Origin of the sequence: Herbaspirillum sp. meg3, assembly GCF_002257565.1 — a bacterium.
Classification (GTDB): Bacteria; Pseudomonadota; Gammaproteobacteria; order Burkholderiales; family Burkholderiaceae_D; genus Herbaspirillum.
Map to the genome: position 1 here is coordinate 174,378 of NZ_CP022736.1, position 25,835 is coordinate 200,212.

A 25,835-nucleotide genomic window follows, 5' to 3' on the forward strand; every position below is an offset into this window, starting at 1 on the left:
TTCGTTTGTGTGCGTTATCCGCGATTGGTCTGTCGCCGGAATAGGTAGCAAGATTAAGCAGCAAGATTCACGCCAAGATAGCGATCCTTCGCGCTGTCGTCGGCAAGGAATTCTGCATTGGTCGCGGTATAGGCGATGCGTCCCTGCTCCACAATGTAATGCCGATCCGCCAACTGCGTGCAGACCTCCAGATTTTGCTCGACCAGAATGATCGACATGCCGGTCGCCTTGATCAGTTTGATCTGCGCGACGATTTCATCAACGATCACCGGCGCCAGTCCTTCGACCGGCTCGTCCAGCATCAGCACTTTGGGATGCGTCATCAACGCGCGTGCAATCGCCAGCATCTGCTGCTCGCCGCCCGACAGCTGACCGCCGCCATTCTTGCGCCGTTCTTTCAGACGCGGAAAAATTTTATACACATCTTCCAGGCCCCACGCCGAATCCTTGCGTGCGGCCATGGTCAGGTTTTCTTCTACTGTCAGCAGCTTGAAGATGCCGCGATGTTCCGGCACCAGACAGACGCCGCGTGAGGCAATCTTGTAAGCGGGAAGGCCGGCGACGTTATTGCCTTCGAACATGACCTTGCCCTGGCGTGGCTCGACCACGCCGACAATGCTCTTCAACGTCGTGCTCTTGCCGGCGCCGTTGCGGCCCAGCAGCGTGATCACTTCGCCGGCGGCAACTTGCAGCGATACGCCTTGCAAGATGTGGCTCTTGCCGTAGTAACTATGAATGTCTTGTACGTTAAGGATCATGATGCTTCTCCTGCTTCTTTCTCCGCTTTCTTGCCACCGGTAATCATGCTGCCGAGATAAGCGCGGCGTACGCGTTCATCGTTGCGGATGTCGTTGGGTTTGCCCTGCGCCAGAATCTGCCCTTGCTGCATCACGGTGATGCTGTCGGAGATATCCATCACGATGTCCATGTTGTGCTCGATCAGCACCACGGTGTAGTTGTCGCGCAGGCTGTGGATCAGTTTCTTCATGTCGGCGATGTCGTCGATGCCCATGCCTGAAGTCGGCTCATCGAGGAAGATCACTTTCGGTTGACCCGCCATCGCCATGCCGACTTCCAGACGGCGTTGCTGGCCGTGCGAGAGTTCGGAAGAGAGACGATCCGCGACGCTTTGCAGATTCAGACGCGCCACCAGCTGCTCGGCGATATCGCAGGCCTGGCGCAGTAGTTCTGGCCGTTTCCATGGATTGAGCGCTTGCGCCGGACGCGTGCCTTGTGCGGCCAGTCGCAGGTTTTCACGCACGCTCAGGTTGGGAAACAGGCTGGTTACCTGGAACGAACGCGCAAGACCCTTGCGCACGCGCTTGTAACCGGGCAGGTGCGAGACTTCTTCACCTTCGACCAAAATGCTGCCCTCGGTGATCGGCGTGGTGCCGGTCAGCGTGTGGAACAGCGTGGTCTTGCCGGCGCCATTAGGGCCGATGACGGAATGTACTGTGCCCGGCAGAATATCCAGCGTGATGTTGTTGACGGCGGTGAACTTGCCGTAGCGCTTGGTCACATTCACCGCCTTGAGGATAGGCGTACTCATCAATGGGTCTCCTTGGCGATGTCGGTACCCGGGGTCATCTTGGAACCTGCTTTTTCTTTTCCTTGCAGGCGTTGCAGCAGCGATTGCGCAAGACCGTACAAGCCCTTGTGCATGTACAGGCTCACACCGATCAGCAGGAAGCCGAGCAGCATCAGCCAGCGCGGCCACAATGTCGACAGCCAGTTGCCGACCAGGACGTAAAAGGACGCGCCCAGCACCGAGGCAAACAGGTTGCCGGTACCGCCGATCACGGTCATGATCAGGATCGATTCGCTGGTGTGGTATTCAATATTCGACAACGGTGCGACGCCTGTCATCATCGCGTGCAAGCCGCCCGCAAGTCCGGTTACCGCGCCCGAGATGACGAAAGCCGCCAGCTTCAGCAAGGTCACGTCGTAGCCCACTGCGGAAGCACGCGCTTCGTTGTCGCGTACCGCCAGCAAGGTGCGGCCCAGCACCGAATCCACCACGCGTTGCAACAGCCAGAACACCACCACGAACAGGATTGCCACAAAGCTGTAGTACTGCCACGACGAGGTGGTCGGCAACAGCGTATGACCGAACACCGACAGGTTGGGGCGCGGAATGTCGAGCAAGCCGTTATCACCGCCGGTGACGTCCTTCATCGTGTAGGCGAGGAAGTAGAACATCTGCGCAAACGCCAGTGTCAGCATGACGAAGTAAGTGCCCTTCTGGCGAATCGAAAACCATCCGACCAGCAGCGCAATCAGCCCGCCGATGACGGCGGCGATCAGCAGGGAAATCAGCAACGGCGCTTTCAGATGCAGCAAAGCCAGGCCGGTGGCATAACTGCCGATGCCGAAGAAAATCCCCTGGCCGAACGACATCAGACCGGTATAGCCGAGCAGCAGATTGCAGCCGAGTGCGGCCAGCGCATAGATCAATACTTCGGTTGCCAGCGTGCCCGAACCGACGCACAGCGGCAGCAGCAAGACCACGGCAATAGCCAGCAGCGTAAAGCGGAAATGAGCGATATGTTTCATGGCAATCTCCTCAGCTGGCGCGGCCGAGCAGGCCGTTGGGGCGCAGCAGCATGACGGCTGCCATCGCCACATAAATCATCAGATGCGCGCCTTCCGACCACACCGTACTCATCACGCTTTGCACGATGCCGACCAGGATGCCACCCACCAATGCGCCGGAAAAACTGCCCAGACCACCGATCACCACGACCACGAATGCGATGCCCAATGCCTCCACGCCCATGAACGGTTCGACGCCGCGAATCGGCGCCGCCAGTGCACCCGCCAGACCCGCAGTGAACGCGCCGAGCGCAAACACCAGGCTGAAAATACGGTCGATATTCAAGCCCAGCAGCGACACCATTTCTGTTGATTCGCTACCGGCGCGCACGATGGAACCGAGGCGCGTGCCTTCAAGAATCCACCACAGCAGCAGCGCCATCACCGCGGTGAAAGCGATCACGAAAAGACGGTATTTGGGGTACACAAAACCACCGGCCATGACCACGCCTTGAAGCAGATCCGGCGGCGAAATATTGTTGCCCAGCGGGCCCCAGTAAGAGATCACAGCCTCTTGCAATACCAGCGCAAGACCGACGGTGAACAGAATATGGAAATGATGCGGCAGCGCATAAATGTGGCGCAATACAAAGCGCTCAACCAGAAATGCGAACACGCCGACCACAATCGGAGCGATCAGCAATGACCACCAGAAATTGACGCCCATTTCACCGAGCTGGAAGCAGAAATACGCACCCAGCAGGAAAAATGCGCCATGCGAAAAATTAACGAAACGCAGCAGGCCGAACACGATGGACAAGCCCACCGCCAGCAGGAAATACAGCATGCCGATGCCGACGCCGTTGGCAATTTGCAGCAGATAGATATTCATGAAACCTCGAAACGCTTGTGCAAGCAGCTTGCAGTAATGGGCAGAGTTGGCGCGGTACAGAATGTCTGTACCGCGCCGTGCAGAAACAAACTACGCCAACAGGTTTAACCCAATTTACACATGGTCTTGTCGAGCGCGAGGAACGACTTGCCGGACGAGATGATGTCCGCATAGTCGTTCTTGTTGCGCATCTTCGACTTTGCCTTGCCCTTGAGCAGGTAGTAGTTCTTGATGACCTGATGATCGCCCTTGCGGATTTCCTCGGTGCCGGTCAGGCCTTCGTACTTCATGCCTTCCATCGCCGCGATGACCGCTTTTGGATCGGTGCTGTTGGCCTTGATGATGGCGTCGAGCATGATCTTGGTACAGATGTAGGAACCGGCCAGGCTGTAGTTCGGATCGATCTTCAGGTTGCTGTTGACCAGTTGCACGAACTCTTTGTTGAATGGCGAATCGATGGCGTGCCAGTATTGCGCGCCGAAGTAGACGCCGTCGCAGATGTCCGCGCCCAGTGTTTCGAACTGTTCCAGACCCGAGGCCCAGGCCATCAGGATGGTGCAGTTGTTCTTCATGCCGAAGCTGACCGCCTGGCGCAGCGTATCCGACGATTGCGAACCGAAATTCAACAATAACAGGACGTCCGGCTTGGCGGCCATGGCATTGGTGAGGTAGCCGCTGAATTCTTTTTCGGCGAGCGAGTGATAGCTGTTGCCGACGTGCTCGATGCCTTTTTCCTTGAAGATCGCCTTTGCCGCATTCAGCAGGCCATCGCCGAAAACATATTGCGGCGTGATGGTGTACCAGCGTTTTGCATTGGGCATTTTTTCCAGCAGCGGACGCACGGTTTGCTCGATCGCACCGAAGGTCGGCACCGACCAGCGGAACGTGGCGCGGTTGCAATCGCTGCCGGTGATTTCATCAGCGCCTGCGGTGGTGATGAAAATGCTGCCGCCTTTTTCTGCTTCCTTGCCCATTGCCAGCGCTTCGCCGGAGAGAATGCCGCCTGCGAAAAAGCGCGTGCCTTTCTCCATCGTCTCTTGCATCTTGCGCACGGCAGTCGCCGGTTTTCCTTCCGTGTCCAGCGTGGTGTAGCTCAGGTTCTTGCCGAGCACCTTGCCGTATTTTTGCAGCGCCAGCTTCATGCCCATGTCGGCGTATTTGCCATTGGCGGCGAACGGACCGGACATCGGCACCGGGCAACCAAACTGGATTGCATCGGCTTGTGCAAACACATCGGTGTAGGACAGCGCACCGGGTGCGGCGAGTGCGGACAGCTTGAGAAAATCACGACGATTCATCATATTCACATCTCCAAAAATGACTGCGCATTGAAAGTATTGGTAAGCAACATCGAGCAAAAATCGATCAGCTGAAAAGCTATTGATCCGAGATTGTATGACGCAAGTTCTATGCCCGTGACGACGCAAAATCAAGCATCGGAGCGATAGAAAATTTACTGCCGGAACACGTGGAAATGCACTGCGTTTACCTGAGTAAAAACAGTGTGGTGATGAAGGTTTTTCGACCTTGCGCGCATGCGTATGTGCGAGCGCTGCAAACCATGATGACGATGGATCATGTTGCTCCTCCTGATTTAATGTCTCTGTTTGTTTTTGTACTTCGTTTTTAATTTTTTACTGCTGCGAATGCTGGCATGTGCATGTCTTTTAGCATGCCTGCTCTTGGTTTTTTCGCGTTACTGCATGCTACGTGAATTAGCTGCTGCGTTGATTTTTCTTTTGATGAATTTAATTCTCCAATTTCGTCAATGTCGGTGCGTTTTTAACATCACTTTGCACCATCAATTCCCTCTGCTGCACCAATACTTCACGTCGCCAAATTCAATGTGGAAATCAATAGTGAAAACAGCGACGGCATGAGGTTCGCTCATGCCGTTTTGCTCTACTGACCAACTGCTGTTTTCATCGCATTTTCAAATGAACTCAGACTTACTTCATCTGCGGGAATGCGAACTCGGCGCCGGCGCTGGCGGTGTTCGGCCAACGTTGCATCACAGCTTTTGCGCGCGTGTAAAAACGCACGCCTTCCGGGCCGTAGACATGATGATCGCCGAACAGGCTGCGCTTCCATCCGCCGAAACTGCTGAACGCCATCGGCACCGGCAGTGGTACGTTGACACCGACCATGCCGACTTCGATCTGGCGCACGAACTCGCGCGCTGCGCCGCCGTCGCGGGTGAAGATGGCGACGCCGTTGCCGTATTCGTGGTTGTTGATCAACTCGACGGCGGTGGCGACATCGGGAGCGCGCAATACGCACAGCACCGGTCCAAAAATTTCTTCCTTGTAGATGGTCATCTCAGGCGTGACGTGATCGAACAAGGTGCCGCCGACAAAGAAGCCGTTTTCACGACCAGGCACTTTGAAACCGCGGCCGTCAACCACCAGCTTTGCACCCTCTTCGACACCCTTGCCGATCAGACCTTCGATACGTGCTTTCGCCGCAGCGGTGACGACCGGGCCCATTTCAGCATCTTTTTCCATGCCGTCGTTGATCTTCAGATTGCGTGTGCGTTCGGCCAATGCTGCGACCAGCTTGTCGCCCGCGTCGCCGACTGCAACGGCGACCGAGATCGCCATGCAGCGTTCACCCGCAGAACCGTAGGCCGCGCCGATCAGCGCATCGACCGCAACTTGCATGTCGGCGTCGGGCATGACCACCATGTGATTCTTGGCGCCGCCCAATGCCTGCACGCGCTTGCCCTTGGCGCTGCCGCGTGCATAAATGTATTCGGCAATTGGCGTCGAGCCGACGAAGCTGATGGCTTTGACTTTCGGATGATCAAGCAGCGCATCGACAGTGACTTTGTCGCCCTGAATCACGCTGAAGACGCCGTCCGGCAAACCGGCTTGCTGCAGCAATTCAGCGATCAGCAGCGACGCCGACGGATCGCGTTCGGATGGTTTGAGAATGAAGCAGTTGCCGCAAGCCAGCGCGATCGGGAACATCCACATCGGCACCATCGCCGGGAAGTTGAACGGCGTGATGCCGGCCACCACGCCCAGCGGCTGGCGCATCGACCAGGCGTCGATGCCACGTGCGATCTGGTCGGTGTATTCGCCCTTGAGCATTTGCGGAATGCCGACGGCGTATTCGACCACTTCAATGCCGCGCGCCACTTCGCCTTGCGCATCGGAAAAAGTTTTTCCGTGTTCGCGGGTGAGGATGGCGGCGAAGTCGTCTGCGTGTTGCTGGATCAGTTGCAAAAACTTGAACAGCACGCGCGCACGTGTCAGTGGCGGCGTGTTGGACCAGGCCGGGAACGCCGCAGCGGCACTGGCGACTGCGCTGTCGACTTCTTCCGCCGTACCTAGCGCAACGCGCGCCACGGGCACGCCCAATGCCGGGTTGAACACATCGGCGTAGCGGTCGCTGGTGGTGTCGACGCGGCGGCCGCCGATGAAGTGAGTAATTTTTTCCATGCTGATTTGTTTCCTTGGTTCTTAATCTAATGTTTTCAAAATCGCAGCAAGCTTGCCGAACAGTTCGTCGATGTGTTTCTTCTCGATGACCAGCGGTGGTGACAAGGCGATGATGTCGCCGGTCACGCGGATCAGGATGCCGTCGTTGAAGGCGCGGCGGAAGGCGTCGTAGGCGCGTGCACCCGGCTTGCCGGGAATCGATGCCAGTTCGATGCCGGCGATCATGCCGATGGTGCGGATGTCGATCACGTTCGGCAGTCCACGCAGCGAATGCGCCGCTTCCTGGAAATAGTCGGAGACGCTCTGAGCGTGTTCGAGGATGCCGTCCTGCTCGAAGATGTCGAGCGAGGCCAGACCGGCGGCGCAGGCCAGCGGGTGGCCGGAATAGGTGTAGCCGTGGAACAGTTCGATGCCGTCTGGGCCGTGCATGAAAGCGTCATGCACATGCGGTTTGACGAACACCGCGCCCATCGGCACCACGCCGTTGGTCAGGCCCTTGGCGGTCGTGAACAGATCCGGTTCGACATCGAAGTAGTCGGAAGCGAACGGCGTGCCGAGGCGGCCGAAGCCGGTGATGACTTCATCGAAAATCAGCAAGATGCCGTGTTTGGTGCACAGCTCGCGCAGACGCTTGAGGTAACCCTTGGGAGGAATCAGCACGCCGGTGGAGCCGGCGACCGGCTCGACGATGACGGCGGCGATGTTGGATGCATCGTGCAGTGTGACCAGACGCTCCAGCTCATCGGCCAGGTGCGTGCCGTATTCCGGCTCGCCCTTGGTGAAGGCATTCTTTTCCAGGTTGTGCGTGTGCGGCAGGTGATCCACGCCTTGCAGCAGCGCCGAGTTGAAGGTCTTGCGATTGCCGCCGATGCCGCCGACCGACATGCCGCCGAAACCGACGCCATGGTAGCCGCGCTCACGGCCGATCAGGCGGGTACGGGTCGCGTCGCCACGGGTGCGGTGATACGCCAGGGCAATTTTCAGGGCGGTGTCGACCGCTTCCGAGCCGGAACCTGTGTAGAACACTTGTGAAAAACGGTTGCCGGTGTATTGCTTCAGGCGTTCAGCCAGTTCAAATGCCATGGGATGGCCGAGCTGGAAGGAGGGGGCGTAATCGAGTGTCGCCACGGCCTTTTGCACGGCGGAGACGATCTTCGGCTGGGCGTGACCCAGCGGTACGCACCACAGGCCGGCGGTGCCGTCGAGGATGGGGTTGCCGGCGTCGTCGCGGTAATACATGCCTTCCGCCGAGACCAGCATGCGCGGGCTGGCCTTGAAGTTGCGGTTGGCGGTATAGGGCATCCAGTAAGCGGACAGATCGGAAGAAGACAATGGTTTGTTCATTTCAGGCGCACCTTGGAGGGTTGACGAAACAAGAGTTAACGAAACAGGAATGGATAGGCGATCGTTGGAATGATCAATGAGACGATTATTGCGAGACGCGGCCGGTATTGTTAGATACACTTTGGAATTAACTTGAAAACTGTATTGTTTAATTCAACAATCTGTATTGATAACAGTTGTCGGCAAGGCAAGCGAGCGAAGGGGCACGCGTCGGCGACACGGTGTAGCGAGGGCAAGATGGCAAAGGTGCAGCGCGAGGCGGTTTATCTGACGCTGGAACGAAACGGCGTAGTTCGGCTGGTCGAGCAGGTGGTGAGCGGATTGGCGCAATCGATCGAGCAGGGCAGCCTGCGCTCGGGCGAGCGCTTGCCCTCCGTGAGGCAATTTGCAGAATCGCACGCGATCGGCGCGTCCACCGTTGTCGAGGCTTACGAGCAACTGGTGGCGCGCGGCCTGCTGGTGGCGCGGCGTGGTGCGGGTTTCTTCATCGCGCCCAAAGGCACCAACATTCCGCCCAGCCTGGCGTTCACGCCGCCGGAGCCGGTCATCGACTCTGCCTGGCTATTGTCGGAAATGTTTGCCGACGAGCGCGTACCGATCAAGGCCGGTTGCGGCTGGCTGCCGGGAAAATGGCTGGACGATGAAGGCCTGCATCAGGCCGAACGCCGCATCATCCGCTCGCCCGGTGCGCAGCAGGTCGGCTACGGGCATCCCTACGGCTACGCGCCGTTGCGCCAGATCATCTGCCAGTTCATGGCGAACTGGTCGCTGGAGGTTTCGCTCGATCAGGTGCTGACGTCACACGGCGCGACGCAGGGCCTGGATCTGATCATCCGCACCATGGTCAAGCGTGGCGACACGGTACTGGTCGACGATCCCGGTTATTGCAATCTGATCGCCATGCTGAAGATGGCCGACCTCAACGTCATCGGTATTCCGCGCACGCCCACCGGTGTCGACACCGAGATGCTGGAGACGCTGGCGCGCACGCACAAGCCAAAGCTCTTTTTCACTACCAGCGTGTTGCACAACCCGACCGGCACTTCGTATACGCCAGCCTGCGCCATGCGCGTGCTGCAGGCAGCGGAAAGGCACGGATTCTGGGTGGTGGAAGATGATATTTTCCGCGAGCTGGGCCAGCCGACCGATCCGATGCTGGCGGCGCTTGATGGCTTGCAGCGCGTGATTTATGTCGGCAGCTATTCCAAGACCATCGCGCCGTCGCTGCGGCTCGGCTTCATCGCCTGCCAGCGCGATCTGGCGCGCCAGCTGGTGCATACCAAGATGGTACTGAGTCTGACCAATTCCGAAATCAACGAACGCCTGGTGCATAGCGTGCTGACCGAGGGCCATCATCGCCGCCACGTCGAGAATCTGGCGGCATCCTTGCTGAATGCGCAATCGCGCGTCAACGGCAGGCTCAGCGAGACCGGCCTGACACCGTTCACGACGCCGCGCGGCGGCATGTTTTCGTGGGCCAAACTGGATGGTTGTGAACTGAGCGCGCGTGAGATCGCCGATCGCGCGCGGCAGAAGGGAATCTGGCTGGCGCCGGGAGAATTTTTCCACCTCACACCGCCGGACGAACCGTGGTTCCGTTTCAATGTAGCGTACGCGGATGCGCCTGAGCTGTATGAATTTTTCCGCACATTGTGATGTCTAGATCTTTCCATTCACCACTCATTTGATGACGCCTGATGCAAAAATTTAACTCTGACTACGCAAGTTCGGCGGGCATTCGCGCCGTGGTATTCGATTTCGGCGGCGTGCTGTTCGACTGGAATCCGCTGCACTTGTATCAACAACTGATTCCTGATGCCGCGGAGCGCGAGCATTTTCTGACCAACGTGTGTTCGCCCGACTGGAACATCCGTCAGGACGGCGGCCGCACGCTCAAGGATGGCACGGAATTGCTGGTGGCGGAACATCCGCAACACGAGCCGATGATTCGCGCCTTTTACGATCGCTGGACTGAAATGCTGCGCGGGCCGCTGCATGACGGCGTGGAATTGCTGCGCACTTTGCATGAGAAGGAAGTGCCGCTGTTCGGTCTCACCAACTGGTCGTCCGAGACGTTTCCGTATGCACTGGCGAACTACGATTTTCTGCAAATCTTTCGCGACATCGTCGTGTCGGGTACCGAGCAATGCATCAAGCCGGACGACGTGATTTATCAGATAGCACTGACGCGTTATGGCAAGCATCTGAGCAATCTGAAGCCGTCGGAACTGGTCTTCCTTGATGACTCCGCCAAAAACGTGGAAGCAGCACGCCGTCTCGGCTGGCATGCGATTCATCATGTCGATTGCGCCGAGACGGTGAAACAGCTGCGTGAGCTGGGGCTACCCGTTTAATCTTTTCCGGCAGACTTAACGGTGCGTGTACGTGGCGAGATGTTCGCGCCACGCGTCGGGTTCGCCCAGCCAACGGCCGGCGTCGAGCATCTCAAAACGGCCGTCCTGTTCCAGCACAAAAGTCGGAAATCCATGACCGCCGACCTGTGCCAGCAAGCGGCGGCTGGCGGTGATGTGTCGCTGTAATTCTTCCTCGCCGATGCGTGCATATGTCTGTACGAATACGTCGCCATCCAATCCCAGTTCTTCCGCCAGCGCGCGCAACACATCTGCGTCGGCAATACGTTGGCCTTCCACGTAATGCGCAACCTGCAAACGCGAGAGCATGTCGAGGCCGCGTCCGGCCACTTCGTCCACCGCCAGAATCGCCCTGATCGGCGGCGCCGAATCGAAGACGGCGGTCTCGTCCAGCAGCAGGCCGTTGAAGTAGTCATCTCCGAATTTCTGGCCCGTCAGTTCTGCAATCCGATGGTCATGCGGCATCACGTAATTGCGCAAGGACGGGCTGACTTGCTTGCGGTTGGCGCCGGTCATCATGCCGCCGCCGTGGCCGATCACCGGCATGACGCCGCGCGCCGCCGCCGCCAGTGGCGCGGCGCCGTAGCACCAGCCGCACAGGGGATCGTAGATGTAATGCAGCGTGGTGGTGCTATCAGTGCTGCTGGTGTTGTGTGTGCTCATGATGTGTTTCCTCAAGACAGATCCTTGATCTGACGCAAATCGCCGGCGCATGTGCACCGGCGATTTGAGACAAGACCGCGTCAACTAACGTTGAAACGTGTTACCACTTCATCTCGCCTTTGGCGACCTTGGCGCACAGTTCCAGCACCGAAAGATTGGTCGCGTTGGGATAGCGCGCTTTCATGGCGGCGATCAGTGCGGTGGAGTCGGCCGCTTTGGCGGTTTCCTCGTCGAAGGCCTTGATGTAATCGCGGGTGTATTTCACCGAGGCGATGGTCATCGGTGCGCCTGCGGCGTAATGGCCGGGGACGACGGTTTTGGGTTTCAGCTTCTCGATGCGGGAGAGTGTGCCGAGCCAATCCTTGTGCGATTTTGCGCCTTGGGTATCGGCCATCCAGACATGCTCATTGCCGTCGACAACCACCCCGCCGACGACTGCCTTGATCGACGGAATCCAGACGAAGCTGCGCTCAGGCTGCGGTCCGTCGAGACCGATCACTTGCAGCTTCTTGCCTTCCAGCGTGAGTGTATTGCCCTCAAGGACATCCGGCACGATGGTTTGCTTAGGCGCATCGGCGCCCAGCTTCGGTCCCCAGAAGGCCAGCTTGTGGGCGACGGTTTCCTTGATATGCGCTACGGTTTGCGGCGTTGCCAGGATCTTCACGTCAGGATAAGCGGCCTTGATGGTGTCGAGGCCGAAGTAGTAGTCGGGGTCGCCGTGGCTGACATACACCGCAACCAGTTTCTTGCCGCTGGCGCGGATCTTCTCGACGACTTGTTCCGCCTGCGTGCGGCCGAATTGCGCGTCGACCAGAATTGCATCCTGTTTGCCGGTGACCAGCACCGAGCTGACCGGGAACAGTGCGCTGTCGCCGGGATTGTAGACGTCCAGCTTGAGGGCGTCGTTGGATGCTGTCGTTGCGGCGGCGGCGGTGCCGGCGAAGATGCCGAATGCGGCAGTCAGCGCCAGCAGCGGCCGGGAAATTGTGCGAAAGCTTAAATGCATGTTCATCTCTCCAAAACGGTTTACATAGGGAAAAGTGCGACAGACGAAGATTAATGATTTATTTGTTTTGGAAAAACAGCATAATGAAACATAGTTTGTTTCTAAAATCGTGCAAATAAATGATGAAAAGCGCAACATGGACAGATTGACCGCAATGCAGGTGTTTGTGAGCGTCGTCGACAGTGGCAGCCAATCGGCGGCGGCCTTGCAACTGGACATGTCGCGTCCGGTGATCTCGCGCTATCTGGCGGAGCTGGAGGAGTGGGTTGGTGCGCGTTTGCTGCATCGAACCACGCGGCGTCTGAGCCTGACGCCGGCCGGCAATGAAATTCTCGAGCGTTGCCGGCAGATGCTGTCCTCCGCGAGCGACCTGCAGAACGCCGTCAGCCAGCCGCAGCAGGCGCCCAGGGGCTTGCTGCGCATCACCACGACGACTTCATTCGGTCCGCAACTGGCACGCGCCGTCACGGCTTATTGCAAGCGTTATCCAGGTGTGGCGGTCGATCTCATGATGCTGGATCGTACCGTCAATCTGGTGGAAGAACGCATCGATCTGGCGATCCGCATGACGACGCGCCTGGATCCCAGTCTGATCGCGCGCAAACTGTCGGTGTGCCGGTCAACGATCTGCGCATCACCGGATTATTTGCGCGAACACGGCACGCCCAAAAAGGTGGCCGATCTGGCCCTGCACAACTGCCTGACGCATTCCTACGTCGGAAAGAGCCTGTGGGAGTTTGATCACAAGGGCAAGCAGAGTTCGGTTGCAGTCAGCGGCAACATCAGCGCCAACGAAGCGATGGTGTTGCTATCGGCCGCACTGGCCGGCGCCGGTATTGCACATTTGCCCGCGTATGCCGCTGCGCCGTATGTCGCGTCTGGAAGATTGGTGGCGCTACTGCCGCAGCACGAACCGACCGAACTTGATATTTATGGTGTGTACGCCTCGCGCAAGCACATGCCGGCGACTTTGCGCACCATGCTGGATTTTTTGGCCGAGCGATTTACCGGCGAACCGGAATGGGGTGAAGGTTAACGCCGTAGTTATGGCGTAATGCTGAGCAGCTTGTGCACGAGTTCAGACGACGTTGCCGCGCCGAACTTGCGCATCAGGCGGGCACGATGCATTTCCACGGTACGCGGGCTGAGCTCGACTTGGCGCGCGATCAATTTACTCGTTTTGCCTTCCACCAGCAGCGCCGCAATCTCGCGCTCGCGTGGCGTCAGGCCGGGCGCCAGAGGCCGCTTGGCGCTGACGTCTTCGAAGGTCCAGATCCCCGCCGCATGCGGATCACCTTGCACCAGCGAGGCACCGGTGACGTGGCACCAGAACATTTCGTCGTTGGCGCGCTTCATGATGCGCTCGTCGGAATAGAAGCCTTTTTCGTTGAGAATCGGCACGAGTCGCACACCGGTGCGTTCGAACTCATCGGCCGTCGGATACAGCACCATGAATGAGAGTCCCGACAATTCGCCCGGTGCATAGCCGAACATCTTCGCCAGCGCCAGATTGCTTTGCTGGATGACGCGGTTATGCGATACGCACATGCCGATCGGGGCATGCATGAATACTTGTTCGAAGTCGACGAGATGCGAGTTGCTCATGGTCCGTTGCTAATTTCTGTATCGTAAAAATACTGTCGAGAATCCTCAATAATAAGGCCTGGCGAGGGTTCTAGGTATTTTTACCGTATTGTAGGGGCCTATGGCAGCAACCTATGATGCCAGCTGACATTTTCAAACTATAAGAATCGAAAGGAGACCTGACCGTATGAACAAAGTCTATCCCGACGCGTCCAGCGCGTTATCCGGCATCGTCAAGGACGGCCAGACGATTGCCGTCGGCGGTTTCGGCCTGTGTGGCATTCCTGAAGCGCTGATCGCCGCCTTGCGCGACTCCGGCGTACAGAATCTGACCGCCATCTCCAACAACGCCGGTGTCGACGGTTTCGGCCTCGGCCAATTGCTGACCACACGCCAGATCAAGAAGATGATCGCGTCCTACGTTGGCGAAAACAAAGAGTTCGAACGCCAATACCTGGCTGGCGAACTGGAACTGGAATTCACCCCGCAAGGCACGCTGGCTGAAAAGCTGCGTGCAGGGGGCGCCGGCATCCCGGCCTTCTTCACCAAAACCGGTGTCGGCACGCTTGTCGCCGAAGGCAAGGAAATCCGCGATTTCGACGGCGTCAACTACGTCATGGAACGCTCGCTGGTGGCCGACATCTCGCTGGTCAAGGCACAGAAGGCCGACAAAGCCGGCAACCTGGTCTTCAACAAGACCGCACGCAATTTCAACCCCAACGTCGCCATGGCCGGCAAGATCACCATCGTCGAAGTGGAAGAACTGGTCGAAGTCGGTCAGCTCGACCCGGATCAGATCCATACCGCCGGTATCTTCGTGCACCGCATCGTGGTCAACGCCACGCCGGAAAAGCGCATCGAACAACGCACTGTGTCGAAGTAAGAGGAGACTAGAACATGGCATGGACCAGAGACGAAATGGCTGCGCGCGCAGCCAAGGAATTACAAGACGGTTTTTACGTCAACCTCGGCATCGGCTTGCCGACCCTGGTGGCGAATCACGTTCCCAGCAACATTGAAGTCTGGCTGCAATCGGAAAACGGTCTGCTTGGCATCGGCCCTTTCCCGACCGAAGACAAGGTCGACGCCGACCTGATCAACGCCGGCAAGCAAACCGTGACGACGATCCCAGGCTCGTCGTTCTTCAGCTCGGCGGATTCCTTCGGCATGATTCGCGGCGGCAAGATCAATATCGCTATCCTCGGCGCGATGCAGGTGTCGCAGCAGGGCGATCTGGCCAACTGGATGATTCCGGGCAAGATGGTCAAGGGCATGGGCGGCGCGATGGATCTGGTGGCCGGCGTCGGCCGCGTGGTGGTGCTGATGGAGCACGTTGCCAAAGGCAAGGACGGCAGCATCTCGCAAAAGATCCTGAAGCAATGCAATCTGCCGCTGACCGGTGTGGGTGTGGTCAATCGCATCATTACCGATCTCGGTGTGATCGATGTGACGCCGACTGGTTTGAAGCTGATTGAGCTGGCGACGGGTGTGACCAAGGAAGAAGTCATCGCCAATACCGAGGCGGAGCTGGACGTCAGCGCAGTCTGATCGTCACGAGCCGGGCATCAAAGTTTGTTCTGCGTTCTCTTCGGAGAGCGGACGGTACAGGGGGCGAAGCCTGTGCCGTTTTTTTATGCCCGCTTGATTGTTAATCGGTTTATCGTGCCAGCCTTTCGCGCACGTGCTCTTCGTGGAATACGGTGTGCGCGGGTTTGACCAGATCGCTGCGGCTGATGAGGCCGATCAACTGCAACGACGCTGCATCCGCGACAACGGGAAGACGTTCGACGTGATGCGCCGCCATGCGTCGTGCAATCGACTGGCAGGTCTCGGTGGCGAAGGCCAGCAAGGATGTAGACGATACCAGCACATCACCGATGGCTGTTGTGCCAGCTGCTTCAGAATGCGCGTCAAGATAGTCATAAAGAGCAGCACGATCCAGCATGCCGAGCAACTTGCCGTTGTCGTCGCAAACAGGGAAGGTGCGATGTCGTTGCGTCGAACCGAAATATTCGGCGGCAATCTCCGTCAAGCTTGCGCCGGCCGCAATCCGCATCACATCGCGCGTCATCACTTCTTCCACAAACATGCGCTCTTGCGGATCGACGCTGTATTCGCGATAGATATGCAGGCCGCGCCGGGCGATTTTTTCGGTCATGATCGAACGGCGCATGACCAGCACGGTAAAGCCATAAGAAATCCCGGTCGCCAGCAACAAGGGCAAGAAGGCGTTGAAGTCACCCGTCAGTCCAAGCGCAAACACAGCCGCCGTCAGCGGCGCACCCAGTACGCCTGCAAGCACTGCTGCCATGCACACCAGGGGCCATAAGCTGGCATCGCTGCCGGGGACGGCATAGGCGATGGCGGTGCCCAGTCCTGCACCGAGCATTAACAACGGCGCCAGGACGCCGCCGGACGTGCCTGAGCCGAGCGCAATGATCCAGATGATTGCCTTCACGGCAAGTAAAGCCAACACTGCGGAAATAGCGAGGTGGTGATTGAGCAGATCGGCGATGACATCGTAGCCAACCCCCAGCGCCCGCGGTTGAAAGTAACCACCCACACCCACTGCAATCGCACCAATTGCAGGCCACCACATCCAATGTATCGGCAATGCGTGAAAGCGATCTTCGACCCAATACAACGCCACCGACATGGCCGACGACAAGGCGCCGCTAAGCAAGCCCGCCACGATGCAGATCAACATCGCAGACAGTCCGACCGGAGCCGTATGCAGAGGAAACAGCGGTCCCGCCTCAAGCAATAGCGGCCTTGCAAAACCAGCAACGGCGCAAGCCAGGATGACCGGCAGCAGACTGCGCGGACGCCACTCAAACAGCAACAGCTCCACCGCCAACAGGACGGCCACCGCCGGCGTGCCGAATACCGCCGTCATGCCTGCCGTAGCGCCGGCAACCAACAGGGTTTTTCGTTCTGCCGCACTGACGTGGAAATGCTACGCGATCAACGAGCCGATGGCGCCGCCAGTCATGATGATTGGTCCCTCTGCACCAAATGGCCCGCCGCTGCCGATCACGATGCCGGACGCCAACGGCTTGAGCACGGCGACCTTGCCGGACATCTTGCTCTTGCCGAACAGAATGGCTTCGATGGCTTCCGGAATGCCGTGGCCGCGGATCTTTTCAGAACCGTAGCGTGCCATCAAGCCGACGATCAGTCCGCCGATGATCGGCACGAGCACCACGGCGATTCCCAGGGTGTGGGTTGCGGGCGATCGATTCGCGAACGAGAGTGTCTGGAAGAAAAACAGGTTGGTAAAAAAACGGATCAGGTTCAGCAGGACAAAGGCAGCAATCGTACTCATGCCGCCGATGGCAATGGCAATGCCGGCCAGAAAAAGAACTCGTCGGTCGAGAGTGAAATCGCGTTGATGGCGGCGCATGGATTCGTTGAACTGAAATGAGTTGAAATGCGATGACAGGTAACGGATGGCACAGCAGCGTATTGGCTGCGAGCGATCACAGGAGCAAGATGCTCCAATAAATATATCATAATGTGATGTATTTATAATTGTCTATCGGCATTCTCACTAAGGTGTTCTCTTATCCTCAGGGAGGGGGAAGTCTTTCGATTTAAAAATAGTGTTAGTTTGAGATGAGTGAAGATGGCTTGTATATTCGCGAAAATGACGGCTGTACGTAACGTTTCGTAACCATTTGATGTTCGGAAATGTCTTGTTCGGGTCTTATAATGGCTAACCGCATTGCCTGATGAGAAGAAAAATCATGAAAGTCGAAGCAGTCCACAGCAAGCAAGTGTTGATCATCCAAGCGGCCGGTAGCCTGGACATCGCCGGTGCGCGGGAACTTGCCATACAGCTGCAAAATCACTGCGATCCGGATCTGCAAAACATGATTCTGGATTTCTCCCGGGTGGACGCGCTCGGCTCCGCGGGATTGCAAGTGCTCTATCTGTTGAGCAAGAAAGCCAGATCGCGCGGTGCGCATCTTGTTGCGGTTGGTTTGCAACCGGAGGTGCGAGAAGTGTTCGATAGCAGCGGCTTTGTCGCTTTTTACAAAATTCTTGATAGCGTGGAAGACGGCCTTGACGCATTGAGCCGTGACGCTACTCTGTCGCCGCTCTGATTACTCAAATAACCGTCCTCTCATTCCGCTATTGCTTCCAGCCGGAATGCGTTCCAGTCATTTCCAACTGCCAAGCGGTTCCAGATAAGGCGACGGTTCCGCATCGCTCCAGCGCAGTGGCAGTGCCGAGCGTACATGTCTGGCCTGGGACACCGAAAACTGCATCAGTCGCTGCGCACCGGTGAACGACTCCACCTCGGGGCCATCCCAGATCACCTTTCCGGTCACTGCGACATACAGCAGATCGCCGTTGCTGAAGTCGACAAACAGCAAGCCCGCGCGTGGATACGTGACCAGATTGCCTATCGTGTTGAAGAAGAAATTGCCGACGAAATCCGGCACGGTCAACGTGTGGTCACCATCCACGCGGACGAAGCCGGGCTTGCCGCCGCGATGCGATACATCCGTACCGTGACGCCCCCCGACATGGCGCGCGTTTTCGTCGGCAGCCGTAGCGATAAAGAACGTATCCGCCCTGGAGATCAAAGCGGCCATGGCGGGTGTCAGTACCGTACCGATTTCTTCCCTCACGGATACTGTTGAGTCAAGGCTGATCAACGCGGGTCTGCGTGCCTGAATGTACTTGGGGCAATTGCCAAAACTCTCGGTGATGTTGATTAAGAATCCGGCATCGCTTACCCGCTCCACGATGCCATTGGCGCGATTGCGCCGGCGTGTGTGCGGTTCAATGCCAAGCAGACCCAGCGCAGCGCCGTCATGTAAATTTTCATTCAAAGGATCGGATGGATGAGCGTGTGCACGGACTTGCAGTTGCCGCTCGGTTGGTGACGATACAAAGCCTACTTCGCCGACCAGCATGGATGCCCATGGCTGGCCGGTATCGTCGCGGCTGCCGACCAGCAGGAACCGCAGTTGCTCAAAGAAATCGCGATGCTGATCCGGCATGTAATCGCGGATCACACGCGGTCCTATGCCCGCCATTTTTTCGCGCACACCAACGTGTTGTTGAGCGATCAACTCACCCCGATGGAAGGTGTCGTCTTGCGAAACTGTTTGTGCTGATTCGGTCATGAGCAACTCCGGTTCTGATCATCTCATCTTGGTCTCATCTGCTGCTGCATGGCAGACAAGCTGGCTTAAGCCACAAGCGGCGACGCCGGCATAGGCACGAAATTACGCAGGCTTTCCACGCGCGCGATCCACGCACGCAACTGCGGATACGGGGTCAGGTTGACGCCGCCTTCAGGGGCGTGCGCGACATAGCTGTAGCAAGCGATATCAGCGATGGTCGGATGGGTGCCAACCAAAAAGTTGCGGCCACCGCTGAGATGCGTCTCCATCAGCTGCAGCAAGCTCGCTGCCTTTTGTTTTGCCAGTTCATAGTCGTGCGGTGCGTTGAACACCTTCACCAGGCGCGCCTTGCCCGGACCTTCCAATACTTCCCCCGACGCCAGAGACAAGAACTGCTGAACCTTTGCGGCATTGGTCGCGTCATCCGGCAGCCAGCCGCTGTTGCCGTAACGTTTGGCCAGATAAACCAGAATCGCTGTCGAGTCGTACAAGGTCACATCACCGTCTTCGATGACCGGCACCTGGCCGCGCGGATTCTTGGCGAGGAAGCCGGGTTCCTTTTGTGCCTTGTTCGGCAGATCGACGTAGATGAATTCATACGGAAGATCGAGCAAGGATAAAAATAACTCGACGCGGTGGCTGTGGCCGGACAAGGGGAAACCGTGGAGGCGGATAGGCTGGGCAGGTTGCATGTGAATCTCCTGATGAAGGTGTGTGAACTGGCGCGAGTGCAAATGACGCTACGAAAAATAAACTTTCTCGGTCAGATTGGCGTAACATTCAATGTTGTACCGAACGTTCGGTACAATAAACAATCCGAAGTAGCCTGTCAAATAAATTTATAATCTTGAAAACAACAGCAGGACCGTCACCTGGGATAAGACCGGAAACACCGGCAAACCGGCGTGCATTCCACGCTATGAAGCTACTCACCGAAGAAACTACCTATGCCAGCTCCAAGCCTGTCCCGCGAAGAAGTCGCTCAACGCATCCTTGCCGAGTTCCGCCGCTCGGGATATCAGGGCGCGACCTTGGCGAGCCTGTCTGAAGCCACCGGCCTGGGCAAGTCCAGTCTTTATCATTACTTCCCCAATGGCAAAACTGACATGGGGACGGCGGCGCTCGAGGCTGTCGGGGTATGGTTCGGCGAGCACGTCATGCCGACGCTGGAGGAAGACGCGCCGGCCGAAAAACGGCTGAAGAAATTCAGTGCGGCGCTCAGCGAGTTCTACGCCAAAGGCACCCGGCCTTGTCTGACCGATTTGTTCACCATCGGCGAAGCGGGCGAGTTCTTTCAGCAATATCTCAAGCAGCGTCTGAGTGGCCTGATCAAGGCACTCGCCGCCGTTGTGGCGGAGACCGGCGTCTCCCCCGAAGAAGCATCGCGTCGCGCAGAAGACGCCATGATCACCATGCACGGTTCACTGGTTGTATCGCGCGCACTGGGTACGACGGCGCCGTTCGTGCGCACCATGCGCAACTTTCCCGGCGTATTGCTCGGCGAATAACGTCACTGCTCGCCGGGGATCGAAACCGGCCCTCGTTTTCTTCCTTCTCAGCATTTCTTGCGCCTGCCTTTGCCAGGCAAGGTATTCCTCATCGTCTTAGATTTTTCCTATCGCTGTCATTAAAACAAAGCGCTTGCTTGACATTTCTCTAGTAACTACTATTATGAAAGTAACTGTCCGAATGGTCGGACGCTACCTTTTCGGAGAATCCCATGAGCAACGCAGCAAACAGCAGCAAGAAGCCCGGCACCGCACTCATCACCGGCGCATCCACCGGTATCGGTGCAACTTATGCAGACCGTCTGGCCCGCCGCGGCTACGACCTGGTATTGGTCGCACGCGACGCACAGCGTCTGGAACAAGTGGCGGAACGTCTGCGCAAAGAAACCTCGGTCAAGGTAGAGATCCTGCCTGCCGATCTGGTCAACAAAGCTGATCTGCTGAAAGTCGAGCAACGCCTGCGTACCGACGCGTCCATTACCATGCTGGTCAACAACGCCGGCATGAGCATCGCCGGCGAACTGGCTGATGGCGACATCGACAAATACGACGCAATGATCCAACTCAATATCACCGCCGTGCTGCGTCTGGCTGCGGCTGTTGCACCGGGTTTCATCCAACGCAAAGGCGGCACGCTGATCAACCTCGCATCGGTGCTGGCGTTGGCGCCGGAGATGTTCAACGGTGCCTACAGCGGCACCAAGGCATTCGTGCTGAACCTGACCCAGTCGCTGCAAAATGAACTTGGGAAACATGGCGTGCGCGTTCAAGCCGTCCTGCCGGGCGCTACCCGCACTGAAATCTGGGAACGTTCCGGTTCCGATATCAACGCTTTTCCCGACGCCATGGTGATGAGCGTGGACGATCTGGTCAACGCCGCACTGACTGGTCTGGATCTGGGGGAACAAGTCACCATTCCACCGCTGCCGGACGCCGGTCAATGGGAAGCGCTGACTGCGGCGCGTCAAGCGATGGGCCCGAATCTGTCGCTCAAGAATCCGGCCGACCGCTACACCAGGTAATTGCACGTTAGTTCAACAGAAGCCATCACGCCGCATGCGACGTCAATGTCTCGACGATCAGGATTGCCCCGTAGCCTGCACCATGCAAGTGGTGGGGGAGTGGTGGAGCATCCTGATCGTGCGCGATTGCCTGCGTGGTTTGACCCGTTTCGACCAGTTTCAGAAAAATCTGGCAATATCGCCCAACATGCTGGCGCGTCGACTGCAGACGCTGGTCGACGCCGGCCTGCTTGAACGCCGCCAATATCGCCAACATCCGCCGCGCTACGAATACCTGCTGACCGACCGCGGCCGTGATTTCCGAATTGTGATCGCGGCAATGTACGACTGGGGGTTGCGCAATTTCGGCGATCCGGCCCAGCGGATCAGGCAAGGCAGTGCGGACGATTATTTGCAGGCGCGAATGCAGCGACAGATTCAGGAAAACAACGAGGAGACATGAAGATGCAAACTTTGGTCGTGGGCGCCGGTGCAGTCGGCGGATATTTTGGTGGCCGCATGCTGGCTGCCGGACGCAACGTGACATTTCTGGTGCGCGAAAAACGTGCAAAGCTATTGGCTCGACACGGTTTGCAGATCAAGAGTCCGGTGGGCGATCTCACACTGACTAATCCACCGACCGTCCTCAAAGAAAACCTGACGAAGCATTACGACCTGATCATCCTCAGCTGCAAAGCCTACGATCTGGCAGACGCCATTGAATCCTTCGCCGCTGCAGTGGGGCAGCAGACAGTGATTTTGCCACTGCTCAACGGCATGCAACACGTGGATATTCTGTCGCAGCGTTTTGGCGCGGAAAAAATCCTGGGCGGCCAATGTGTCATCGCCAGCACCATCGATGCCGATGGCGCGATCAAACATCTGAATACCTTCCACGGCATGACCTTCGGCGAACGTGACGGCACATCCTCGCCGCGCCTCGCGCAGATCGAAAAAGAAATCGCAGGCGCCGGCTTTGATGTCAACGTCAGCACGACTATTCTGCAATCGATGTGGGAGAAATGGATCATGCTGGCATCGCTGGCAGGCAGCACCAGCCTGATGCGCTCCACTGTCGGGGACATTCTGCAAGCGCCCGGCGGCGAACAATTCATCACTGCCTTGCTGGAAGAAAACGCCGCTATCGCCGCCGCGAATGGGCATGCACCGGGTGGCCCTTTCTACGAGCGTACGCGCAAGATGCTGACTGAAGCAGGCTCGACGCTGACCGCTTCCATGTTCCGCGACATCAGCAACAACGCGCGCATCGAAGCCGATCACATCATCGGCGATCTACTGCGCCGCGGACGCGAAGTCAAGACCAAAACCGACCTCTTGCAAGTCGTCTATACCCATCTTAAAACTTACGAAGCGCGTAATCAGCGCGAAGCTTGATGACGCGTTGAGTTTCTCCGTCGTCCCAGCGAACGCGGGACTCCAGTGCCGTACGGCTCGCTGATGCGACACTGGATCCGGCTTTCGTCAGGAAGACCGCGATATAGATTTACTGTCTTACCAACCGCCGCCCAGCGAGCGGAATGTCGTCACCGCAGCACGCGCATCATCGGCACGCACCTGCGCCAACTGATCGCGCGCATGCAGCAGCAGGCGATCTTCTTCCAGTACCTCCGTCAAGCTAAGAGCGCCCCCCTGATAGGCATCTTGTGCCGCAGTACGCGCGCGTTGGCGGGCGGCGACTTCGTCGGTCAGCTCCGTACTTTGTTTCTCCAGCTGTACCAGCGTGACGATAGAGTTTTCCACGTCTTCAGTGGCGCGCAGGATAGCCTGGCGATACCGAGCCAGCGCTTCCTGATTGGCTCCTTTGGTGCGCGCGACTTCGGCATCGATGCGGCCAAAATCGAACAAGCGCCAACGCAGCCCTAACGCGGCTTGCGGCTGGAAGCTGTTGGAAGTGAACAAGCCACCCGCGCCGAGGCTTTCAAATCCCAGCAAGGCCGACAACGACAGCTTGGGGTAATACTCCGACATCGCCACGCCGATGCGAGCATTGGAAGCCGCTAGACGGCGTTCTGCCGCCAGCACATCCGGACGACGGCGCAGCAGCGCGGCGCTGCCGTCGGCAACGGTGATGGCAGGGACTGTCGCAACGGTCGCCATCGTCGGTGCGTCGTCGCGCAATTCCTTGGCATAGGTTCCCGGCACCGCACCCATCAGAACATCGAGGCGATTGAGTTGGCGTTCCAGTTCAATACGCAGCGGCGGGATTCCCGATCGTGCCTGCGCCAGCTGCGCTTCGGCCAGGGCGCTTTCACGCTGGTTCGACATGCCGTCGCGCAGACGCAGACGAACCAGGTCGAGCAGCTTGCTGGTGGTCTGTACTTGATCTTCCGCAATACGCAGACGGGATTGCGCGCTGCGAATGCGGAAGTAAGCATCAGCTGCCTCAGCAACAATAGAAATGCGCACGCCCAGATGATCGGCCTCGGCGGCGTCGCGTTCCGCGTCGGCGGCTTCTGCGCCGCGCTTCAATGAACCTGCCAGATCCAGTTCCCAGCTCGCGCCGACGCCGACGTCATACAGCGTCTGCGTACGTTCATAACCGGGAAAGCTGCTGGCTATTTTGCCGAGCGGACTATTCAGCGATTGTCTGGCGCGCGCCGCCTCACTTTCGACACCGACTTGCGGGCGGCGCTGTGCACCAGCTTCTTGTGCTGCGGCGCGGGCTTGCTCAACACGTGCAACGGAAGCGGCAAGATCAAGGTTCTGCTCAATCGCGCGCTGCACGACACGGCTCAGCACCGGGTCGTTGAAACCCTTCCACCATTCATCCAGTTGCGGCATAGGCGCAGCAACTGAACCAGTTGCATTCCGTTGCGCCAGCAGGCCGGCATTGTGGAACGCACCACCGGTTACTGCCGGCGTCAGGTAATCGGGGCCGCTGGCGCAGCCCGTCAGAAATAAGCCGACCGCCAGCGCTACCGCGCTCAGGCTTGCCGATCCCCTCAGTGTGTTGCCGTCCGTTGCTGCCATTGCTGACTCCCTTTGAAAAATCCGATTTTTGATTGGCTTCGAAAAGTTACTTGCAAAATGATAGTGTCTAGTTTAATCTAACTATCAAAATGAAAGCAACTGGCAATCTGAAATATTTTCTACGGCCGCAACAGCTTGTCGGCCAAGGATTTCAGGGCATCAGAACGGGCATGACAACGGCATTTTTTATAACCGGCCCCGCGCGGGCTTATCGATAGAAAGACTGGGGTACAACATGAGCAATCCAACAAGTGTTGCGTCGGGGAGCGACATCGGGCAGCACGCCGGCACACAACAAAAAGGCAAAGGCGGGGTGGTGAAGATCCTTGTGGCGGTCGTCGTGATTGCGGCCATCATCGGTTATCTGATCTACTGGTTTGCTGAAGGGCGTTATTGGGAACACACCGACGACGCCTATGTCGGCGGCGACATCACGGTGATTGCCCCCAAGGTGCCGGGCAACATCGCGCAAGTGCTGGTGACCGACAACCAGCGGGTCAAAGCCGGTGACTTGCTGATCAAACTGGATGACCGCGACTACGTTGCCGTATTGAACAAACTGAAAGCCGCCGTGCAGGCGCAGGAAGCCACACTAGCCAATATCGACGCCGAGCGTCGCTTGCAGGAAGCCGTGATCGAGCAAAACAAGGCAGGCGTCGTCGCCACGAATGCCGAGACATCGCGTGCTCATGACGATCAGACCCGCTATCAGAGCCTGTCGTCGAAGGCCGCAGTGTCGGTGCAGAGTTTCCAGAAAGCCGATGCCGACTATAAGCAGGCCGTCGCCAATGGACAGAAGGCGCAAGCCGGTCTGAATGCGGCGCAACGTCAGATCGATGTACTGGCAACGCAAAAGCAAAGAGCGCAGGCGGCACTGCAGCAAGCCATCGCGGAACGCAATCTTGCCGAGCTGAATGTGGCCTACACCGAACTGCGCGCGCCGGTTGACGGTGTGGTCGGCAACCGCCGTGCACGTCTTGGCGCGTATGCGGCGACCGGTGCGCAATTGTTGTCGGTGGTGCCGGCGCAAGGTCTGTGGGTCGATGCCAATTTCAAGGAAAGTCAGATTGCCCATTTCCAGACCGGGATGGCAGTGAAGATCAAGGCGGACGTCTTGCCCGGTGAAACTTTCGAAGGCCATGTCGCCAGCATTGCACCGGCAACCGGTGCGCAATTCAGTATCCTGCCGGCGGAAAATGCCACAGGTAACTTCACCAAGATCGTTCAGCGCGTGCCGGTACGTATTTTGCTCGATGGTGAAGCTGCTCGGCTCGGTAAGCTGCGTCCCGGTCTGTCGGTAACGGCGGAAGTCGATGAGCGCATGCCTGCCTCTGAAGGCAGCAAAGCCAAGCGGAGCTGAG

24 protein-coding genes and 1 pseudogene are annotated in these 25,835 nt (G+C 57.9%); 11 read left to right on the forward strand and 14 right to left on the reverse strand.

From position 1 onward, the window contains the following. Window positions 1-53: 53 nt before the first annotated feature. From hmeg3_RS00805 to hmeg3_RS00835, 7 genes are all read right to left on the reverse strand, one after another. Window positions 54-758, reverse strand: coding sequence for an ABC transporter ATP-binding protein (locus tag hmeg3_RS00805; RefSeq protein ID WP_050479327.1), 705 nt, complete (start codon window positions 756-758; stop codon window positions 54-56). Continuing rightward, window positions 755-1,549 carry an ABC transporter ATP-binding protein gene (locus hmeg3_RS00810; RefSeq protein WP_094562037.1) on the reverse strand — a complete coding sequence of 265 codons (795 nt, stop codon included), beginning with the start codon at window positions 1,547-1,549 and terminating at the stop codon, window positions 755-757. The genes hmeg3_RS00805 and hmeg3_RS00810 overlap by 4 nt, the downstream gene beginning before the upstream one ends. Next, complete coding sequence (locus hmeg3_RS00815) at window positions 1,549-2,553, reverse strand: branched-chain amino acid ABC transporter permease (protein ID WP_094562038.1); 1,005 nt, start codon at window positions 2,551-2,553, stop codon at window positions 1,549-1,551. Before hmeg3_RS00815 ends, hmeg3_RS00810 begins: the two co-directional genes overlap by 1 nt. A 10-nt stretch (window positions 2,554-2,563) precedes the next feature. Next, window positions 2,564-3,424 carry a branched-chain amino acid ABC transporter permease gene (locus tag hmeg3_RS00820; protein ID WP_007881881.1) on the reverse strand — a complete coding sequence of 287 codons (861 nt, stop codon included), beginning with the start codon at window positions 3,422-3,424 and terminating at the stop codon, window positions 2,564-2,566. 104 nt (window positions 3,425-3,528) lie between these two features. After that, window positions 3,529-4,722: an ABC transporter substrate-binding protein gene (locus hmeg3_RS00825; RefSeq protein WP_094566065.1), complete on the reverse strand. Its 1,194-nt coding sequence runs from the start codon at window positions 4,720-4,722 to the stop codon at window positions 3,529-3,531. Between the two features lie 651 nt (window positions 4,723-5,373). Beyond that, the gene (locus hmeg3_RS00830; protein WP_094562039.1) at window positions 5,374-6,867 is read right to left on the reverse strand and encodes a CoA-acylating methylmalonate-semialdehyde dehydrogenase; all 1,494 of its coding nucleotides are present in this window, start codon (window positions 6,865-6,867) and stop codon (window positions 5,374-5,376) included. A gap of 21 nt (window positions 6,868-6,888) precedes the next feature. Continuing rightward, window positions 6,889-8,211: an aspartate aminotransferase family protein gene (locus hmeg3_RS00835; RefSeq protein ID WP_094562040.1), complete on the reverse strand. Its 1,323-nt coding sequence runs from the start codon at window positions 8,209-8,211 to the stop codon at window positions 6,889-6,891. A 237-nt stretch (window positions 8,212-8,448) separates the two neighbouring features. Between hmeg3_RS00835 and hmeg3_RS00840 the strand changes: the two genes are divergently transcribed. Together hmeg3_RS00840 and hmeg3_RS00845 are read left to right on the forward strand one after the other, a co-directional pair. Next, the gene (locus tag hmeg3_RS00840; protein WP_094562041.1) at window positions 8,449-9,867 is read left to right on the forward strand and encodes a PLP-dependent aminotransferase family protein; all 1,419 of its coding nucleotides are present in this window, start codon (window positions 8,449-8,451) and stop codon (window positions 9,865-9,867) included. A 41-nt stretch (window positions 9,868-9,908) separates the two neighbouring features. After that, window positions 9,909-10,565 carry an HAD family phosphatase gene (locus hmeg3_RS00845; RefSeq protein ID WP_198361757.1) on the forward strand — a complete coding sequence of 219 codons (657 nt, stop codon included), beginning with the start codon at window positions 9,909-9,911 and terminating at the stop codon, window positions 10,563-10,565. 15 nt (window positions 10,566-10,580) lie between these two features. Here hmeg3_RS00845 and hmeg3_RS00850 read toward each other — a convergent pair whose 3' ends face one another. Together hmeg3_RS00850 and hmeg3_RS00855 are read right to left on the reverse strand one after the other, a co-directional pair. Then, window positions 10,581-11,246: a DsbA family protein gene (locus hmeg3_RS00850; RefSeq protein ID WP_094562043.1), complete on the reverse strand. Its 666-nt coding sequence runs from the start codon at window positions 11,244-11,246 to the stop codon at window positions 10,581-10,583. A 100-nt stretch (window positions 11,247-11,346) separates the two neighbouring features. After that, window positions 11,347-12,252 (reverse strand): MBL fold metallo-hydrolase, encoded by a 906-nt coding sequence (locus tag hmeg3_RS00855; RefSeq protein WP_094566066.1) that lies wholly within the window; start codon window positions 12,250-12,252, stop codon window positions 11,347-11,349. Between the two features lie 136 nt (window positions 12,253-12,388). Between hmeg3_RS00855 and hmeg3_RS00860 the strand changes: the two genes are divergently transcribed. After that, complete coding sequence (locus tag hmeg3_RS00860; protein ID WP_094562044.1) at window positions 12,389-13,288, forward strand: LysR family transcriptional regulator; 900 nt, start codon at window positions 12,389-12,391, stop codon at window positions 13,286-13,288. Window positions 13,289-13,296: 8 nt separating this feature from the next. On the opposite strand, the gene hmeg3_RS00865 is transcribed toward hmeg3_RS00860, so the two are convergent. Beyond that, entirely contained in the window at window positions 13,297-13,857 is a 561-nt protein-coding gene (locus hmeg3_RS00865) for a helix-turn-helix transcriptional regulator (protein WP_094562045.1), read from the reverse strand. Between the two features lie 166 nt (window positions 13,858-14,023). Here hmeg3_RS00865 and hmeg3_RS00870 point away from each other — a divergent pair, with 166 nt between their 5' ends. Together hmeg3_RS00870 and hmeg3_RS00875 are read left to right on the forward strand one after the other, a co-directional pair. Beyond that, window positions 14,024-14,719 (forward strand): CoA transferase subunit A, encoded by a 696-nt coding sequence (locus hmeg3_RS00870; protein ID WP_094562046.1) that lies wholly within the window; start codon window positions 14,024-14,026, stop codon window positions 14,717-14,719. A 14-nt stretch (window positions 14,720-14,733) separates the two neighbouring features. Beyond that, entirely contained in the window at window positions 14,734-15,384 is a 651-nt protein-coding gene (locus hmeg3_RS00875) for a 3-oxoacid CoA-transferase subunit B (RefSeq protein WP_094562047.1), read from the forward strand. A gap of 109 nt (window positions 15,385-15,493) precedes the next feature. Here hmeg3_RS00875 and hmeg3_RS00880 read toward each other — a convergent pair. Beyond that, window positions 15,494-17,239, reverse strand: a pseudogene (locus tag hmeg3_RS00880) (chloride channel protein). Window positions 17,240-17,582: 343 nt separating this feature from the next. Between hmeg3_RS00880 and hmeg3_RS00885 the strand changes: the two are divergent. Further along, window positions 17,583-17,942 (forward strand): STAS domain-containing protein, encoded by a 360-nt coding sequence (locus hmeg3_RS00885; protein WP_094562048.1) that lies wholly within the window; start codon window positions 17,583-17,585, stop codon window positions 17,940-17,942. A gap of 57 nt (window positions 17,943-17,999) precedes the next feature. Here the strand turns inward: hmeg3_RS00885 and hmeg3_RS00890 are convergent, their stop codons facing one another. Together hmeg3_RS00890 and hmeg3_RS00895 are read right to left on the reverse strand one after the other, a co-directional pair. Further along, a complete protein-coding gene (locus hmeg3_RS00890) occupies window positions 18,000-18,974 on the reverse strand; it encodes a pyridoxamine 5'-phosphate oxidase family protein (RefSeq protein WP_094562049.1) in 975 nt (324 codons plus the stop codon). A 65-nt stretch (window positions 18,975-19,039) separates the two neighbouring features. Further along, complete coding sequence (locus hmeg3_RS00895; RefSeq protein WP_094562050.1) at window positions 19,040-19,666, reverse strand: glutathione S-transferase family protein; 627 nt, start codon at window positions 19,664-19,666, stop codon at window positions 19,040-19,042. A gap of 255 nt (window positions 19,667-19,921) precedes the next feature. On the opposite strand from hmeg3_RS00895, the gene hmeg3_RS00900 reads away from it, so the two are divergent. The 4 genes from hmeg3_RS00900 (at window position 19,922) to panE (ending at window position 22,878) form a co-directional block, all read left to right on the forward strand. Further along, complete coding sequence (locus hmeg3_RS00900; RefSeq protein ID WP_094562051.1) at window positions 19,922-20,482, forward strand: TetR/AcrR family transcriptional regulator; 561 nt, start codon at window positions 19,922-19,924, stop codon at window positions 20,480-20,482. A 212-nt stretch (window positions 20,483-20,694) separates the two neighbouring features. Then, the gene (locus hmeg3_RS00905; protein WP_094562052.1) at window positions 20,695-21,504 is read left to right on the forward strand and encodes an SDR family oxidoreductase; all 810 of its coding nucleotides are present in this window, start codon (window positions 20,695-20,697) and stop codon (window positions 21,502-21,504) included. A gap of 34 nt (window positions 21,505-21,538) precedes the next feature. Beyond that, complete coding sequence (locus tag hmeg3_RS00910; RefSeq protein WP_094562053.1) at window positions 21,539-21,946, forward strand: helix-turn-helix domain-containing protein; 408 nt, start codon at window positions 21,539-21,541, stop codon at window positions 21,944-21,946. A gap of 2 nt (window positions 21,947-21,948) precedes the next feature. Beyond that, window positions 21,949-22,878 (forward strand): 2-dehydropantoate 2-reductase, encoded by a 930-nt coding sequence (gene panE, locus hmeg3_RS00915; protein ID WP_094566067.1) that lies wholly within the window; start codon window positions 21,949-21,951, stop codon window positions 22,876-22,878. A 117-nt stretch (window positions 22,879-22,995) separates the two neighbouring features. On the opposite strand, the gene hmeg3_RS00920 is transcribed toward panE, so the two are convergent. Then, window positions 22,996-24,474 carry an efflux transporter outer membrane subunit gene (locus hmeg3_RS00920; RefSeq protein ID WP_094562054.1) on the reverse strand — a complete coding sequence of 493 codons (1,479 nt, stop codon included), beginning with the start codon at window positions 24,472-24,474 and terminating at the stop codon, window positions 22,996-22,998. Between the two features lie 235 nt (window positions 24,475-24,709). On the opposite strand from hmeg3_RS00920, the gene hmeg3_RS00925 reads away from it, so the two are divergent. Beyond that, window positions 24,710-25,834, forward strand: coding sequence for an HlyD family secretion protein (locus hmeg3_RS00925; protein WP_094562055.1), 1,125 nt, complete (start codon window positions 24,710-24,712; stop codon window positions 25,832-25,834). The last annotated feature ends 1 nt before the right edge of the window (window position 25,835 follow it).